The sequence below is a fragment of the Rhodococcus sp. G-MC3 genome (genome assembly GCF_030063335.1).
In the GTDB taxonomy this organism is placed as follows: Bacteria; Actinomycetota; Actinomycetes; order Mycobacteriales; family Mycobacteriaceae; genus Rhodococcoides.
Genome location: NZ_JASISW010000004.1, coordinates 192862 through 209405, shown reverse-complemented (window position 1 = coordinate 209405; position 16544 = coordinate 192862). Strand labels below are relative to the sequence as shown.

Sequence of the window (16544 nt, the reverse complement as noted above, 5' to 3'; positions counted from 1 at the left end):
TCAATACCCGCGTTCGATGTCGATCACGGCATCGAGAGGTGTGCCAGCGGAGAACTTCTCGATGTTTCTTTGCACGTGTGCGTTCAGCGCAGCGGACAGTCCCGATGCAGGGTTCGCCACGTGCGGTGTGATGATCGCGTTGGGGAGCGACCACAATGGATGTGAATCCGGCAACGGCTCGGGATCGGTCACGTCCAGCGCAAGGCCGCCGATCTTGCCGCTACGTGCGGCTTCGACCGCGGCGTCGGTGTCGATGAGTGAACCTCGGGCAACGTTGACGATCCACGAGGTCGGTCGCATCTGCGCAAGTTCTGCTGTGCCGAGCAGATGCGCCGTGTCACTCGTCGCGGGCGCGGCGAGCACGAAATGATCGGCACGTGAGAATACTTCGTCGACTCGGTCGGCCGTCAGGGTGTCGGATGCGCCGTGCACCGGCACGCCGGAACGCGTGACGGCGAGGACACTCGCGCCCGCGGCATGGAGAAACGGGATGAGCGCTCGCCCGATACCGCCGCACCCGATGATCGCGACCGTCGAGCCGTCGAGCGTTCCCACCCGCGGGTCGAATTCTTCCTTGCGCCAGCTGGTGGCGTCGAGCTGCTCCGGAAGGTGTCGTACACCGGCCAGCAGCAGCATGATGGCGTGCTGGGCTACCGTCCGCGAGTAGGCGCCCGCTGCAGAGGTCCACGTACGGGACGTGTCGACTATCCCTGCGTCGATCCAGGATTCCACTCCGGCAGAGGACAATTGAACCCAGCGGATGTTCGCGGGTAGATCGGCAGGAAAGGTGTCGGGGCCTGCCGTCCATACCAGAGCGTCGGCCTCGTTCAAAAGAGAGAGAACACCTCCGGCGCGCGTGATGGCAGCGGCGAGTTCGCTGTTCTCGCTCGGTCCGAGATGGATACGCGGTGAAGTCACGTTTCTTCGATACTCGATTCTTGGGTTCAGACGACGGCGGTCATGCCGCCGTCGACGTACAGGATCTGGCCGTTGACGAAATCGGAGGCGGCCGAGGAAAGGAAGAGTAGAGCCCCGACGAGTTCCTCGGTGCGGCCCCAGCGCCCGGCGGGGGTGCGAGCAGCGAGCCACGCGGTGAACTCTTCGTTCTCCACGAGTGCGCGAGTCAGCTCGGTGTCGAAGTATCCCGGTGCCAGAGCATTTACCTGAATACCGCTGGGCGCGAGATCGGCGCACATGCCGCGGGTGAGCATCTTCAGCCCGCCTTTGGACGCCGCGTACGGGGCGATTCCTGCCCTGCCGAGCTCGCTCTGCACCGAACAGATGTTGACGATCTTGCCCCGACCGCGGTCCGTCATTGCACGGGCGAACTCACGACCGACGTAGAACGCACTGGTGAGGTTGGTGTCGATGATGCGTCGGAAGTCGTCGTCGCCGAATTCGAGCAGCGGGGCTCGGTGCTGGACGCCGGTGTTGTTGACGACGATGTCCACCGGGCCGACCTCGACTTCGATGCGGGCGGCGGCGTCGGCGACGGCTGCCGAATCGGTGACGTCGAAGGCGTAGGCACGAATGTCCGCGCCCGTCGCCTCGGCCAGTTCGGACTGGGTTAGGCGCAGCTGCTCGGAGTCGCGGCCGTTGAGCACCGTCACGGCGCCTGCCTGTGCAAGGCCTGTCGACAAAGCCAGCCCGATCCCTCTGCTCGAACCGGTGACCAGCGCAATCTTGCCGTGGAGGTCGAAAATGTCGTGGCCGTTCACGGCGGTGCCTTTCGGTAGAACATGCGAATGGACTCGAGAATGGAATCTTCCCCACCGGGTACGGGTTGGCAATGAGTCAGGGGATACCGATTTGTTCTGGCGTCATAGGCGCGGCCCCCCGTGAGTGGACAGGTACAGCCGCGTGTCACAAAACGCTCACGGTCGCGCAGCGCGCCCACCTGCCCGATCGGGCAGGTGAATCCCTGCCCGGTGGCTGGTGGGTGTTCCGTCCGGACAGGACTAGGGTTGTAACGTGAATCACATTGTGGTGGTGTGCGCTGCCATCGGGCAGTGGTGCCGAAAGTTCACATGTAGAAGCGAGAACTGATGTTCGAAACGGGAGCGACGGGTCAGGCCATGCATGACCTGCACTCGCACCGAAGTTCGATCGAGACGCCGCGAGTACTGAAGTTTCACGCGCCGGAGATCGTCTTCGGGCAGGACTCTCTCGGCGAAGTTGCGCACGCAGCGTTGCGGCTCGGTGCTCGCAGGCCCATGGTCGTCTCCGATGCAGGACTCATCGAGACCGGCTGGGTCGCGCAGTTGACGCTGTTACTCGAAGAGCAGGGACTCGACCCGACGCTGTGGAGCGGGCTCACCCCGAACCCCAAGGACGTCGAGATCGAAGCGGGCCACGAGGTCTATCAGGCGTCCGGCTGCGACGTACTCATCGCCATCGGCGGTGGTTCCGTCATGGACGCAGCCAAGGGTGTCGCCGTTCTCGCCGGAAACGGTGGTTCGATTCTCGACTACGAGGGGGTGGATCAGGCGAGACGTCCGATCCCGCCTCTGGTGATGGTGCCGACGACGTCGGGGACTGGGGCCGACGTCTCGCAGTTCTGCATCGTCACCGATACCGCACGCTCGACGAAGATCACGATTCTCGGACGCGCTCTCGTCCCGGACATCACTGTGATCGATCCGAGACTGCTGACTACCATGCCGGAATGGCTCAATGCGGCAACGGGTCTCGATGCGTTGACGCACGGCATCGAGGCGTTCGTCTCGCTCGGTCACAACCAACTCACCGACCATCACGCATTGCGTGCGGTCACAATGGTCACTTCGCATCTCGCGCAGACGATGGATGTGCCCGACGACATGCTCGCCCGAACATCGATGGCCCAGGCCAGCCTCGAAGCTGGTCTTGCGTTCACCAATGCGATTCTCGGTGCAACACATGCGATGAGTCATCAGGTCGGTGGACTGCTGGACCTACCGCACGGCGTCATCAACGGAGTTCTACTTCCTCACGTCATCAAATTCAACGCCGCTGCCGATCCGCTGCCCTACGTCGCGATTGCGACGAGTCTCGGGCTTCCCGAGGGTCGCGCCTCCGCCGAGGAGGCGTCGCTGGCGGTTGCCGAATGCGTCGAGCGGTTGGCACGGCAAGTCGGAGTTCCCAAGGGGCTTCGCGAGATCGGTGTGAGCGATTCCGACATCGAAGTGCTCGCGACCAATGCACTTCGCGATGCATGTATGTCGACCAATCCTCGCCGGGCCACCCACGCCGAGATGGCTGCGCTGTTCAGGACTGCGATGTGACCGCGCAGCCACCCGACCTGTCACTGCTGACCGGCCTTCGGTCGGGCAAAAGCACGTTCTATCCGCAGTATCGCGGTGCGGCGGAGCGGTTGGAGCGCGTCGTTCATGCGCTGGAACTGATCTCGCGCGCCCTGGTGCGGACGGTGGACGGACCCGAGACGTTGATCTGCGCCGTCGCCGAGGCTGCCAGGGCCCACCTGAGCGCACAGTGGGTCGTCTTCGCCCTCGCCGACGGCGCCCTTCCCGACGCAGGCCCCCGGCGCCTCGTTCTCGGTCCCGACGCGACGCCGTTTTTGGTCGACAACGTGGTCGGGCCGCCGCTGCCCGACGACGTGGTGGACTGCCTCGAAGCTATTCGACTCGCGACGATCGGTGACGGACGCGAACCGCAGATCGCTTCGCACCATGCCTTCGTGCCCATCGCCCTCGACGGCGGCGTCGTCGGTGCGTTCGCAGCGTGGACACCGGAGCATCGGGTACTCGACGCCACCGACTCGGCGGTCCTCAGCATCCTCGCGAGCCAGACCGCGGTGGCACTGCAGAATTCGGCGTTGTACCAGAGTCGGCGGGTGCTGCTCGAACGTACCGAGAGCGCCTACGCCGAGGCGCATCGGACGGCTGCGGATCTGGCCGTGCGCAACGCGGAACTCGAAGCGACGCAGCGAAAACTCGGTGCTGCGCACCGCCGCCAGGTGCTCGACGACGAGCGGCACCGGATCGCACGTGAACTCCACGACAGCGTCACCCAAGCCGTACTGTCGGCAGGCATGCAGATCGAGGTCTGCCGCAGTGACATTCCGGCCGAAGAACGATTGGAGCGTCTGGATCTGGCCAAGGAACTGACTCGCCGTGCCGTCGAGCAGTTGCGGTCGGCGATCTACGCGCTCAATCACTCGCAGGATGTGGACCGTACGTCGCTACCCGAGATGCTCGAGCAACTCTCGGTCGTGCACATGCCGGACGAGCTGCAGGTCACGCTCCGCGTCGAGGGAACCCCCCTCGAGCTGAGCAGCGAGTGCGAACACGGCCTGCTGCGAATAGCCGGAGAAGCGTTGTTCAACACAGCAGTTCATGCGGGCGCCAACCGGGCGGTTGTCCGGCTGGCGTATCGAAATGGCCATGTGTTCCTCTCGATCGCGGACGACGGCCACGGTGATCCAACGCACATGCGATTGATGTTGCGTATGGCCGAGAACAACGACGTCGACGGCAGGCACCGAGGACTCGCGAACATGGCGGCACGTGCTCGTGAACACGGAGGGGTGCTCGAGATCCGCAAGGCCGAAATCGGAGGAGTCCGCATTTCGGTGCGCATTCCTTCTGGACGAGAGTGAGCAGCCGTGAACGTACAGACGACAGTTGTCAGGATCGTCCTCGTCGACGACCACGCAATTCTGCGTGACGGATTGAAGTCGGTTCTCGAACGCGAGGCCGATCTGATCGTCGTGGGTGAAGCATCTTCGCTGGGCGAAGGACTCGCCGTCGTCGAACGCGTCAAGCCGGACATTGTGCTGATGGACCTCAAGCTCTCGGCGAGCACCGACTACGAGGGGCTCGCATTGTGTGCGCAGCTTTCCGGGGCCCATCCCGGCATCGGGTTACTGGTGTTGACAACATTTCTCGACGATCGCCTCGTCGTGGAAGCAGTGCATGCCGGCGCCCGCGGATACGTCGTGAAGGACGTCGACACGACCGAGCTGGTACGCGCCATCCGGGCGGTGTCCCGCGGAGAGAGCGCATTCGATTCACGCAGCGCCTCGGCAGTGATTCGGTCGCTCAACGGGCAGGGGTCCACTATCGAGCGCTTGACCGATCGCGAGCTGGAAGTGCTGCGACTACTCGCAACAGGGCTGTCCAACAACAGCATCGGAACGAAGTTGTTCATTTCCGCGACGACGGTCAAGTTCCACGTCAGCAACATCATGCGCAAGCTCGGGGTGGGCCGTAGGGCCGAGGCTGTGTATCAGGCGAGCAAAAAGGGGCTCATTTAGTTGCCGCGATAAGAGAATCTGCATTGGAAGTGTCGAGTACCAGCCAGCCGCCGTGATGCTCGTCCACCTCGAACGGCAGTCCGGTGCCGGATCCGAGTGTCCTCAGCGCATCGGCGTCGAACGTCCTGACATGCCCGTGGCACGCGGTGGCTTCGGCTTCGAACGGCACGGCGACGATCACGCGACGCCGCGCGATTCTGACGGCTTCGTCGATGATGCAGGCGCCGTCGTCGACGTGCTCGAGCAGGTGCAGCGCAGTGACGGTGTCGGCCGAATTGTCGGCGACCGGAATGCCTGCTGCATCACACGTGATGACGTCGAGGGTGACTCCGAGGTGTGGTGCGACGGTACGCAGCAACCGCATCGTGCCCTCGGAGAGGTCGGTTGCGGTGACCTGCACGCCGCGCAGTGCCAGTCTCAAAGGAAAGAACCCGAAGCACGAGCCGAGGTCGAGAACCGAACCGTCGACGAGAGATTCTGCCCGCTCGTGGATGGGTGCGAAATCGGCAGCGCCGGACAGCAGATCGTCGAGCGAGTTGCGGTAGTACGTTGCCCAGGACTCGACTGGATCGGGCACCGTCGAACGAACGAGGCCGACAATGACGAGCTCGAACTCTCGCTGCCCAAGATTCATGGCGGTGATCTGCGGGAGGAGTCCTTCGCCGAGGTGTGACGAGTTCAGCGCGTGGCGGACAGTCAGAGAACCGGCAGCACGGTTCAGCTCGATCGTGCCGGACGAAAGCCCTTCGTCGAACTCGACGACGATGTGCTCGTGAATCCAACGCCCGGCAATGCCGGGTGCAAGTGCGTCCAGTTCGGTCATCAGGGATCTTTCGGTGCGAAAGTGTCAGTGGTCGGGTACGTCCAGGCCCGCGTAGAGAGTGCGAGTCCCCTCGGTCAGCAGCTCCGCAAGGTCGAGGCTCTCATCGGTCAGCCACTGCTCGTAGGCTGACATTGCCACACCGAGCACCATCCAGCCAACTGTTCGAGGAAAATGGTCGTTCGAGTTGGAATCCGTTCGGGCTGCCACATATTCGGCGATGACATACCGCCAACCCTCGTACATCAGCATCGAATAACCCTGCAGCGCGGGGTTGTGCAGGATCAGCGCCATACGCTGACGATGTACCGGTTTCTCGTCCTCGGGAAAAGTGTTGAACTGCAGCAGTGCCGACCTGATGCCGTCTGCCAGCGAAATATCGTCCGGCAGACCGGCGAGCACGCCGCGCAGCGCGGCGAGCTGTTCGTCGAAATCGCCCCAGGGAACCGCGTTCTTCGATGGAAAGTATCGGAAGAAAGTTCGCCGTGCGATGCCGGCCGCCTCGGCGATCTCGTCGACGCTCGTCTCGTCGAATCCTTGTTTGGCGAAGAGTTCGATGCTCAGATCGCTGATCTGCCCCCGCGTCGTGGACGGGCGGCGACCTACCCGGCTGGACGGTTTCTTGCGGCTGGCCAACTTTTTCTCCCCAAGTAGTGTCATTGTGCACTCGATGCCATTATGTTGGTGAACCAAGTCACTATCAGCCCTGAGAGTGACGGTTGAAATGATTCTCACCGATGGAGGTTCCTCGATGTCCCAGAACCAGAAGACCGAAGTTGTGAACGCTGCAGTGGTTGAGTCCGATCTCGTGGAAGAGTCGCTGGTGGAAGAAGTTTCCATCGACGGCATGTGCGGCGTCTACTGACATGTCCGCATTGCAATCTGTGTTGGGTCACTCCGCAGGCTCCGCTCCTGCGAAGTCCCATTCCATCGACTTGGATGCACGATGGGCCCTTCACCCGCAGGTGGCGCTGCGTCCCGAGTCGTTCGGGGCGCTGCTCTACCACTTCGGGACCCGCAAGCTCTCCTTTCTGAAGAATCGCACGATAGTAGCGATCATCGAGTCCTTCCCCGAGCATCCCGACATGCGTTCCGCCATTGCGGCGGCAGGAATCGACGATGCAGGGATGGCGCCGTACGTGAAAGCCCTGGCCACGCTGGCCGACTCGAAGATGATCACAGTCGGGGGCTCCGCCCCCAACGACCCCCAAAAATAGTGTGCGACTCCGACTTTTTCTCCCGGCGCACCCGACGCAGCCGAAGTCGGACGTCACCCTCGACCCGTGAAGAGGAACAGCCATGACCTCCATGCTCGAAAGGCCAGCACCACCACCCGCGGTCGGCAAGCTGGTCGATCAGTTCGAACTCGGACTGGACGCCCCGATCTGTCTGACCTGGGAGTTGACCTACGCCTGCAACCTTTCGTGCGTGCACTGCCTGTCGTCCTCCGGCCGACGTGACCCCCGTGAACTCAGTACCGAGCAGTGCAAGTCGATCATCGACGAGCTGCAGAAGATGCAGGTGTTCTACGTCAACATCGGCGGCGGCGAGCCGACGGTGCGCTCGGACTTCTGGGAGCTCGTCGACTACGCCACGGCCCACCAGGTGGGCGTCAAGTTCTCGACCAACGGCGTCAAGATCGACAAGAAGGTCGCTGCTCGCCTTGCGGCGTCGGACTACGTCGACGTGCAGATCTCGATCGACGGGGCAACCGCAGAGGTCAACGATGCTGTCCGCGGCCCCGGTTCGTTCGATATGGCGTGCCGTGCACTCGAGAACCTGCAGGAGGCAGGCTTCAAGGATGCGAAGATCTCCGTCGTCGTCACCCGTCACAACGTCTCGCAGCTCGACGATTTCAAGGCTCTCGCCGACAAATTCGGTGCGACACTGCGCATCACGCGTCTTCGCCCGTCGGGCCGCGGCGCTGATGTGTGGGACGATCTTCATCCCACCGCAGGTCAACAGCGCGAGCTGTACAACTGGCTCGTCGCCAACGGAGAAGGCGTTCTCACCGGAGACTCGTTCTTCCATCTATCGGCATTCGGCGACGCCCTTCCCGGGTTGAACCTGTGCGGCGCAGGACGGGTGGTGTGCCTGATCGACCCGATCGGCGACGTATACGCCTGCCCCTTCGCAATCCATGAGCAGTTCCTCGCGGGCAATATCGTGCGAGACGCCAAAGACGGCATGGGCGGGTTCCAATCCGTGTGGCAGACATCGGAGCTCTTCCAGGAATTGCGTTCACCGCAGACCTCGGGCGCCTGCACCAAGTGCGCGCACTTCGACGCGTGCCGCGGCGGCTGCATGGCAGCCAAGTTCTTCACCGGCCTACCCATGGACGGTCCGGACCCTGAATGCGTCATCGGCAACGGTGAAATGGCGTTGGCTGCGGCGGGGGAGATCCCCAAGTCCAGCGTCGACCATTCCCGTACCGGCCAGCGCAAGACACCCCGAAAGTCGGTGCCGCTCACATTGATGATGCGGCCGCCGGCCAAGATCTGCGACGAAAACCCGCTCGCAGGAATGGAATAGGAACACCCAGTTATGGCCAAGAGTGCGTGGTTCGAGACCGTTGCCGAAGCGCAGCGGCGTGCCAAGAAACGCCTGCCCAAATCCGTGTACGCCGCGCTGGTCGCGGGCTCGGAGCGAGGTATCACCGCAGGCGACAACACGGCGGCTTTCGGGGAGCTGGGGTTCGCCCCCCATGTTGCCGGACTGTCGGACAAGCGAGATTTATCGACAACGGTCATGGGCCAGTCACTCTCGTTCCCGGTCATGATTTCCCCGACGGGTGTGCAGGCCGTGCACCCGGACGGCGAGGTCGCCGTGGCCAGAGCGGCGGCTGCCCGGGGTATCCCTGTCGGTTTGTCCTCGTTTGCGAGCAAGTCCATCGAAGAGGTCGCTGCAGTCAATCCGCAGACCTTCTTCCAGATGTACTGGGTTGGATCGCGTGAGGTGCTGCTCCAGCGCATGGAGCGTGCCCGTGCCGCGGGCGCAGTCGGTCTGATCATGACGCTGGACTGGTCCTTCTCCAATGGCCGCGACTGGGGTAGCCCGTCGATTCCGGAAAAGCTGGACCTCAAAGCAATGGCCCAGTTCGCCCCTGAGGGCATCGCCCGCCCGAAGTGGTTGTGGGAGTTCGCCAAGTCGGGCAAGTTGCCGGATCTTTCCACCCCGAACCTGGCCCCACCGGGCGGGGTGGCTCCTACATTCTTCGGTGCCTATGGCGAGTGGATGGGCACTGCGCTCCCGACGTGGGAAGACGTCGCCTGGCTGCGCGAGCAGTGGGGTGGCCCGTTCATGCTCAAGGGTGTCATGCGGGTCGACGACGCCAAGCGGGCCGTCGACGCCGGGGTCACGGCAATTTCGGTGTCCAATCATGGCGGCAACAACTTGGACGGAACGCCTGCACCGATTCGTGCGCTTCCGGCGATCGCCGAGGCTGTGGGCGATCAGATAGAAATCACTCTCGACGGTGGTATCCGCCGTGGCAGCGATGTCGTCAAGGCTCTTGCGCTCGGTGCACGTGCCGTCCTGATCGGCCGCGCGTACCTGTGGGGCCTGTCGGCCAACGGCCAGGCGGGGGTCGAGAATGTTCTCGACATTCTGCGCGGCGGGGTGGATTCGGCGGTGCTCGGTCTCGGACATTCGTCCGTGCATGATCTCGGCCCGTCCGACGTCGTCATGCCAGCCGGCTTCGACCGCAAGCTCGGCCTCTGAGCGAGAACGGGTGGTTCGAGACCGTTGCCGAAGCGCAGCGGCGTGCCGCGAAGCGTCTGCCCAAGTCCGTGTACGAGGCATTGCTGGCGGGTTCGGAGCGTGGTATCACTGCCGCAGACAACGTGGCGGCGTTCGATGAACTGGGGTTCGCCCCGCACGTAGCCGGGTTGTCGGACGATCGTGATCTGTCGACAATGCTGATGGGACAATATCTTTCATTCCCGGCTATGATCTCGCCGACCGGTGTGCAGGCAGTACATCCGGACGGTGAGGTCGCGGTTGCGCGAGCAGCGGCCGCGCGAGGTATCTCGATGGGGCTCTCGTTGTTCGCGAGCAAGCCCATCGAAGACGTCGTCGCGGCGAACCGACAGACGTTCTTTCAGCTCCACTGGGTCGGTACTCGTGAAGTCATGTCTCATCTTCTGGGCCGTGCCCGGAATGCGGGCGCAGTTGGGGTCATCCTGACGATGGACTGGTCGTTCTCCGAGGGCCGAGACTGGGGCAGCCCGGCGATCCCCGAGAAGGTCGATCTGCGCACGATGGTCCGATTCGCGCCGGAGGTGCTCACTCGGCCGAAGTGGTTGTGGCAGTTCGCCAAGTCCGGGGCGATTCCCCACTTGACGGCGCCAAATCTGGCACCTCCTGGCGGCACTGCGCCCACGTTCTTCGGTGCGTACCGCGAGTGGATGTCGACGCCGTTGCCGACGTGGGAGGACATCGCGTGGCTGCGCGAGCAGTGGGGTGGACCGTTCATGCTCAAGGGCGTCACGCGCGTCGACGATGCCGAGCGGGCGATAGACGCGGGAGTCACCGCGATTTCCGTGTCCAATCACGGCGGCAACAACCTCGACGGCACTCCGGCCTCCATTCGTATGCTTCCGCGCATTGCGGATGCTGTCGGCGATCGAATCGAAATCACCGTCGACGGGGGTATTCGTCGGGGCAGCGATGTGGCCAAGGCTCTCGCGCTCGGTGCACGTGCCGTTCTGGTTGGTCGCGCGTACCTGTGGGGCCTCTCGGCCGGTGGCCAGGCCGGTGTGGAGAACGTTCTCGACATCCTGCGCGGCGGACTGGATTCCGTCGTGCTCGGACTCGGGCGTGCGTCGGTGCATCAGCTGACGCGGTCGGACGTGGTGATACCGCCGAAGTTCGAGAGGTAAGCGCTCCGGCCGTGCGCGTTTCTATACCCTCCTCTGTGCTTTTCCACTCACCGGTGCTGACCAGCACGTGCGTGATGGAAGACGCCACAGTGTCACTTTCCGCGCACGGGCGGCGGAGCCGCAGAACCGAAATCCTCCAACAGGCCCGAATACTCTTTGGGTAGGGGAGCTGCGAACTCTCCGGTCTTACCGGTGCGCAGCCCCATCGTGACGAGAGATTGCACGAACAGTGTTGCCGCAGCGACGCCGTCGACGACGGGAAGCCCGATCTCCCTCGAGATGTGTTCGCACAGGTCCGTCATTCCGGCGCAGCCGAGCACGATCGCATCACTCCCGTCCTTTTCGGCGGCGTTGCGGCACGCTTCGGTGATGATCTTGCGGGCGTCGGGGTCGGTCTCGAGCTCGAGCACCGGGATGTCGCACGCGTGCACGCCCAGGCATTGTCGGGTCATTCCGTAGTGCGAAGCGAGGTCGCGGGCGCGGCCGGTGGTCCGGTCGAGCGTCGTCACGACGGAGAATCCGCGTCCCAGGAAGCTTGCTGCGTGCATCGCGGCCTCGGCGATTCCGACGACCGGCCCCGCCGCCGCCTCACGTGCGGCATCCATGCCTGGATCTCCGAAACACGCGATGACGTATCCGTCGACACCTGCCGTTTCGCCGAGCGTGATCTGTTCGAGTATCCCTGGGACACTGAGTGCTTCGTCGACGTGCGACTCGATCGAGGCCGGCCCCATCGTGGGGCTGACCGCCTCGACGAATGTGCCCGGGCCCGCGACGGCCCGGGCACATTCTTCGATCTTGGCGGTCATCGACCACGTGGTGTTCGGGTTGATGACCTTGATGAGCACGGGTTGAATCCTAAGCCTTCACAGGTGCGTAGAGATGGTTGGTGACTGCGAGCTTGGTCTTGGTCGCGAGGTAGTAGTACAGCGCAAATCCGACTCCGCATCCGATGAACCAGCTGTACTTCGATGCGGTCGACATACCGCCGATATTCATACCGTCGATGGCACCGTTGAAGAGAACGGTGAACATCGCCAGCAGGGCGCCGACGATCGTGGCGTACACCGCAGCAGGGTTGTAGCCCTTCGAGTACCAGTACTTTCCGGTGGGGGACATCGTGAACAATTCGTCGACCACGATCTTCTGCTTGCGGATGAGGTAGTAGTCGGCGATCAATACGCCGAACAGCGGCCCGATGAACGCGCCCAATGTCTCCAGGGTCAGGTGAATGACGTCCGGGTTGTTGTATAGATTCCATGGGGTGATCAGGATCGATCCGACGGCCGCGATCATGCCGCCCGCACGCCAGCTGATCTTCTGCGGACTGACGTTCGAGAAGTCGAATGCAGGCGAGATGAAGTTGGCGACGATATTGATTCCGATAGTGGCGATCGTGAATGTCAACGCACCGAGGACGATCGCGAAGGTGCTGTCGATACGTGCGACGGTCTCGACCGGATCGGTAATCAGTTCGCCGAACACCGGCAGCGTCAACGACGCGGTGACGACGACCAGGATGGAGAAGACGAGAAAGTTGAGGGGCAGGCCGAGAAAGTTGCCCTTCTTCACCGCTGCATAGGACTTGCCGTACCGCGAGAAGTCACCGAAGTTGAGCATCGGTCCGGAGAAGTAGGACACGACGAGTGCAATGGCACCGAGCATGACCGGAACCGCGCTGAAGCCGGTGTGCTCGACCTGGCCGAGATTCAGATCGATTGCGCCCCAGCCTGCTTTCCAGATCAGGTAGCCGCACAGTGCGAACATGACGACGTAGACGGCGGGGCCGCAGAAGTCGATGAACTTACGGATCGATTCCATTCCGCGCCAGAAGACGGCTGCCTGAAGTAACCAGAGGAACAGGAAGCTCGCCCAGCCCAGTGCCGACAATCCGGCAAAACCATAGTCGGCGGTCACCGCATACGGTGCAAGGCTCGGAAAGAGCTTGATCAGCACGATGTCCAGCGCGGCGGACGCGAGGAATGTCTGAATTCCGTACCAGGCGACTGCGATGAGGCCTCGAATGATTGCCGGGATGTTGGCGCCCAACACACCGAACGAGGCGCGGCAGATGACGGGGTAGGGAACGCCGGTGGCCTGGCTGGGCTTGGCCACCAGGTTGCAGAAGAAGTAGACGATGCCGATTCCGACCAGCAGCGAGATGAGTACCTGCCAGCTGGCGAGTCCGAGGGCAAACAGGCTTCCTGCCGTGACGTATCCGCCGACGGAGTGGACGTCGGACATCCAGAAGGCGAACAGGTTGTACGAGGTCCACGTTTGATTTTTCAGTGGCGCGAGGTCCTCGTTGGTCAGACGCGGGTCGTATGAATCCTTGATGAGACCGCCGCCGACCGGATGGCCGGCGGCCTCGAGCATGTCCCCGTTGGAGGTAGAGCCGTTCGCTATATCTGTCATCGATGCTCCTGATGCGTCGCGCGGTTCGTCAGTGAACGGCTCTCACCTGACACGGTGAGGTCCGGCGAGACAAAAGGTAGCGACGAAGTGTTGCACCCACGTGACAGCAGCGATATATCTTTTACGAGCGCTCACTCGGCGATCGTGCGAGGCGACTGGGCAAGCAGTCCGGTATCGGTGGGAATCGAGGAAATAACCGTGTTCAGCCGACTGTGGTGTTCAAGCGCAATATCCAACAAAGTCGCGGTATCGCGCGTCAAAAAGGCTTCCAGCATTTTTCGGTGATCCGAATGCAGCGTTTCCCGATCTGACCCGGCGACGTGAACCATCGGTTGAATTGGTTCGGTGATATTCCATGCCGAATCGAGCATGTGAAGCAGTCGCTTCATATGGGACGGCCTCGTCAGAGACATGTGGAACTCACGGCTCTGACGGTGGTACTCGCGCGGATCGTCGGCAGTAATGCTTTGTTCGAGAAGCTGATTGGCCTCGATCGCCCGTTGTCGATCCTCGTCCGTCGCCAATTCGACGGCTCTGGCCAGCGCGGCTGATTCCAAGACTTCACGCACAATGTACATTTCGTGCAATTCTGCCGAGGTCAATTGCGCAACGGTATAACCGAGATTGGGACGGTGATCGACGAGGCCCTCTCCGATCAAGGTCTTCAAAGATTCACGCACCGGTATTCTACTGACACCGAATATCTCGGCGACTTCATTGAGCGGAATAGGTGTGCCAGGAGGCGCGTCGCCAGAAAGGATGACACGTTTGAGTTCGTCCAGAATCGTGAGTTGGCTGCCACCCGGCGCATCGATGCTCAGCAGAGCAAGCAGAACCGATCTCCGACGTGGTGGCATTGACAGTCCTTCCTGAGTGCGAAGTGGACGCTAGTGGGATTTTGTTTCGTCCATGTGAAGATTGGCGCGCCAGCCGACGGTGAGCCGTACATGCGGCCGAAGGTGAAGGCTGCCGAAGTAGCCCAGCTCAGCGCCCCCCGAACGGCCATCCCCCAGAGCAATGAACCCGCGACAAACACGCCGCTGTATGCGGCGAGAATTCTGCCGAAGCTCGCATCCGAATGCAGGGTCGCGACAAATCCGTACGCCCCGAGTGCAGCGATGCTGAATCTGATCCACATCCAGCCTCTGTGCTCACGAACGCCTTGCCGAGTGAGCCAGGCTCCACCGCTTGAACACCGCTGCTACGAGAACAGGGCAGTCGGGCGCAGAACAGTCATCGCCGAAATATTGGCATCGCAGGAGCGCCAACGAACTATCGGCTCCCCTCGGTGCCGGAGCCGAGGGAACGACCGCCGAGTGCGCCATGAAGCAGCAGATCGACATCGCGCCGAAGCGAATCGGGCAGCGTCGCCGCGTTCTCTCGCCCGAGGCCGAGCCGGATGATCTCCATGTGCAACGCCGAGAAGATAGTACGAGCGGCACCCGCGGGTTCGATATCGGTGCGCAGACCCCCGCGTTCCCTCAGTACCTCGCCGATTGCCGCCTCGAACTCCGAAATGCGTTTCAAAGCTTCGGACCGATGATGCCCCTGCGCCCCGAAGAGGACCTCGCGCTGATACACGGCGGTGTTTTCGGGCTGGGTCACACTGATCTGTATCAGCGGCTCCAGCAACCCCATGATCGCGTCGGCGGCATGCCCCTCCGAGGACGCCGCGGCCATCCTTTCACGGGTTCCGACCCTCATGTGCGCGTTCATCACCATCAGTAGCAGTTCGGCCTTCGAGGAGGCGTAACTGAACAGGGTGCCGGTGCCGACATCGGCGGCCTCGGCAATCTCCTGGGTAGTCACTGCCGAGTAACCGCGTGCGACGAACAGCCGAGACGCGGCCTCGAATATCCGCTGATACTTATCGCGCTTGTTGCGTTCACGGCGGCCCAACTGGGGCGGTGCCTGTTCGGACGTGGCATCGGTGGCCAAGACGCGCTCCTTCCGTGATCGATCTCATGCTCCTCCATTCAACGGCACACTGCCGTCGGACTCAAAAACGACTACACTCGAAATCGAGCGACAATCAGTTATTCGAGTAGGTCGGAGGTCGCCAAGCAATGGACTTGCGAACTGCCGCGCCGATACGCGGCCCGAGGCGCATCTCCGACGTGTCCATCGACCCGCACTCACACACCCTGTCAACACACCGACGGACGAACCGTCGATGACCGATATCCCGGCGGTCGAGACCACCGCCTGACTGAAGTCCACCCCATCGCTCAGGACTGAGTCAGCGCTGGTCGCCTCGCCGCAGAATGAAGGAGTAGCCATGACTATCGAGATCGACAAGGTGACCGTCCTGGGGACCGGAGTCCTCGGATCGCAAATTGCGTTCCAGACCGCCTACCGCGGCTTCGACGTCACCGTCTACGACATCAACAACGAAATCCTCTCCAAGGCAAAGGAACGCTTCGAAAAACTTGCTGCAACGTACACCCGCGAGGTATCCGGTTCCACCGACCTCGAGACGGACGCCGCCCTCCAACGCATCAGCTACTCGTCCGATCTCGCCGACGCGGTCGAATGCGCAGACCTGGTGATCGAAGCAATTCCCGAGGTGCTCGACATCAAGCGGGATACCTATGAGCGGTTGGGTGAAGTCGCGCCGGCAAAGACGATTTTCGCAACCAATTCATCGACTCTGTTGCCGAGTGAATTGAAAGACTTCACCGGCCGTCCCGACAAGTTCCTAGCGCTGCACTTCGCCAACCAGATCTGGAAATTCAACACCGCCGAGGTCATGGGCACCGCCGACACCGACCCCGCTGTGTTCGATTCCGTCGTCGACTTCGCCACGGCCATCGGCATGGTGCCTATTCCTATCCACAAGGAGAAGGCCGGCTACGTCCTGAACTCACTGCTGGTTCCCTTCCTCAATGCGGCCGGAGAACTCGCCGCCTTCGGTTATGCCAACCCCGAGGACGTCGACCGTGTGTGGCGGATCGCCACCGGCGCCCCCCTCGGTCCGTTCCAGATCTATGACGTCGTCGGACTCACTACGCCCTACAACATCCTCGTCAATGGCAGCGAAAGCGATCGACGCATCGCCTCCTGGATCAAGGAGAACTACCTCGACGCAGGAAAACTCGGCGTCTCGAGTGGCGAGGGCTTCTATCGCTACCCGAACGCCGAGTGACACCAAAACCTAGGAGAGGAACCAGAATTC

Annotated in this window: 17 protein-coding genes and 1 pseudogene; 9 read left to right on the top strand and 9 right to left on the bottom strand. The window is 62.3% G+C overall.

The features are described from left to right. Together QMK17_RS05690 and QMK17_RS05685 are read right to left on the bottom strand one after the other, a co-directional pair. On the bottom strand, positions 1-918 hold the full coding sequence (locus QMK17_RS05690) for a D-isomer specific 2-hydroxyacid dehydrogenase family protein (RefSeq protein ID WP_442972694.1): 918 nt from the start codon (positions 916-918) through the stop codon (positions 1-3). 26 nt (positions 919-944) lie between these two features. Then, a complete protein-coding gene (locus tag QMK17_RS05685) occupies positions 945-1718 on the bottom strand; it encodes an SDR family oxidoreductase (RefSeq protein ID WP_283507450.1) in 774 nt (257 codons plus the stop codon). A gap of 357 nt (positions 1719-2075) precedes the next feature. Here QMK17_RS05685 and QMK17_RS05680 point away from each other — a divergent pair, with 357 nt between their 5' ends. Genes QMK17_RS05680 through QMK17_RS05670 form a run of 3 tightly spaced genes read left to right on the top strand, consistent with a single transcriptional unit; the run spans position 2076 to position 5254 of the window. After that, entirely contained in the window at positions 2076-3263 is a 1188-nt protein-coding gene (locus tag QMK17_RS05680; RefSeq protein WP_283507566.1) for an iron-containing alcohol dehydrogenase, read from the top strand. After that, on the top strand, positions 3260-4597 hold the full coding sequence (locus QMK17_RS05675; RefSeq protein ID WP_283507449.1) for a MadS family sensor histidine kinase: 1338 nt from the start codon (positions 3260-3262) through the stop codon (positions 4595-4597). The genes QMK17_RS05680 and QMK17_RS05675 overlap by 4 nt, the downstream gene beginning before the upstream one ends. 6 nt (positions 4598-4603) lie before the next feature. Continuing rightward, a complete protein-coding gene (locus QMK17_RS05670; protein WP_283507448.1) occupies positions 4604-5254 on the top strand; it encodes a MadR family response regulator transcription factor in 651 nt (216 codons plus the stop codon). Here the strand turns inward: QMK17_RS05670 and mftM are convergent. Both mftM and mftR read right to left on the bottom strand, forming a co-directional pair. Further along, positions 5247-6077, bottom strand: coding sequence for a mycofactocin oligosaccharide methyltransferase MftM (mftM, locus tag QMK17_RS05665; RefSeq protein ID WP_283507447.1), 831 nt, complete (start codon positions 6075-6077; stop codon positions 5247-5249). The two genes, QMK17_RS05670 and mftM, sit on opposite strands and share 8 nt — an antisense overlap. Positions 6078-6101: 24 nt before the next feature. Beyond that, positions 6102-6710 (bottom strand): mycofactocin system transcriptional regulator, encoded by a 609-nt coding sequence (mftR, locus tag QMK17_RS05660; protein WP_283507565.1) that lies wholly within the window; start codon positions 6708-6710, stop codon positions 6102-6104. A 115-nt stretch (positions 6711-6825) separates the two neighbouring features. On the opposite strand from mftR, the gene mftA reads away from it, so the two are divergent. The 5 genes from mftA (at position 6826) to mftD (QMK17_RS05635) (ending at position 10954) form a co-directional block, all read left to right on the top strand. Then, entirely contained in the window at positions 6826-6939 is a 114-nt protein-coding gene (gene mftA / locus QMK17_RS05655) for a mycofactocin precursor MftA (RefSeq protein WP_283507446.1), read from the top strand. 1 nt (position 6940) lies between these two features. Then, on the top strand, positions 6941-7291 hold the full coding sequence (gene mftB / locus QMK17_RS05650) for a mycofactocin biosynthesis chaperone MftB (RefSeq protein ID WP_283507445.1): 351 nt from the start codon (positions 6941-6943) through the stop codon (positions 7289-7291). A gap of 82 nt (positions 7292-7373) precedes the next feature. Then, positions 7374-8606: a mycofactocin radical SAM maturase gene (gene mftC / locus QMK17_RS05645; RefSeq protein WP_283507444.1), complete on the top strand. Its 1233-nt coding sequence runs from the start codon at positions 7374-7376 to the stop codon at positions 8604-8606. A 12-nt stretch (positions 8607-8618) separates the two neighbouring features. Continuing rightward, positions 8619-9794, top strand: coding sequence for a pre-mycofactocin synthase MftD (mftD, locus tag QMK17_RS05640; RefSeq protein ID WP_283507443.1), 1176 nt, complete (start codon positions 8619-8621; stop codon positions 9792-9794). Further along, complete coding sequence (gene mftD / locus QMK17_RS05635; RefSeq protein WP_283507564.1) at positions 9791-10954, top strand: pre-mycofactocin synthase MftD; 1164 nt, start codon at positions 9791-9793, stop codon at positions 10952-10954. Before mftD (QMK17_RS05640) ends, mftD (QMK17_RS05635) begins: the two co-directional genes overlap by 4 nt. 92 nt (positions 10955-11046) lie before the next feature. On the opposite strand, the gene QMK17_RS05630 is transcribed toward mftD (QMK17_RS05635), so the two are convergent. The 5 genes and pseudogenes from QMK17_RS05630 to QMK17_RS05610 all read right to left on the bottom strand — a co-directional run bounded on the left by QMK17_RS05630 (position 11047) and on the right by QMK17_RS05610 (position 15307). Beyond that, positions 11047-11802 (bottom strand): aspartate/glutamate racemase family protein, encoded by a 756-nt coding sequence (locus QMK17_RS05630; RefSeq protein ID WP_283507442.1) that lies wholly within the window; start codon positions 11800-11802, stop codon positions 11047-11049. 10 nt (positions 11803-11812) lie between these two features. Then, on the bottom strand, positions 11813-13330 hold the full coding sequence (locus QMK17_RS05625) for an NCS1 family nucleobase:cation symporter-1 (protein ID WP_283507563.1): 1518 nt from the start codon (positions 13328-13330) through the stop codon (positions 11813-11815). Between the two features lie 170 nt (positions 13331-13500). After that, the gene (locus tag QMK17_RS05620; protein ID WP_283507441.1) at positions 13501-14226 is read right to left on the bottom strand and encodes a GntR family transcriptional regulator; all 726 of its coding nucleotides are present in this window, start codon (positions 14224-14226) and stop codon (positions 13501-13503) included. Between the two features lie 134 nt (positions 14227-14360). Then, a pseudogene (locus QMK17_RS05615) lies at positions 14361-14606 on the bottom strand (YnfA family protein); the annotation flags it as partial. 35 nt (positions 14607-14641) lie between these two features. Further along, entirely contained in the window at positions 14642-15307 is a 666-nt protein-coding gene (locus QMK17_RS05610) for a TetR/AcrR family transcriptional regulator (RefSeq protein WP_283507440.1), read from the bottom strand. Positions 15308-15647: 340 nt separating this feature from the next. Between QMK17_RS05610 and QMK17_RS05605 the strand changes: the two genes are divergently transcribed. Continuing rightward, complete coding sequence (locus QMK17_RS05605; protein WP_283507439.1) at positions 15648-16514, top strand: 3-hydroxyacyl-CoA dehydrogenase; 867 nt, start codon at positions 15648-15650, stop codon at positions 16512-16514. Positions 16515-16544 lie beyond the last annotated feature (30 nt).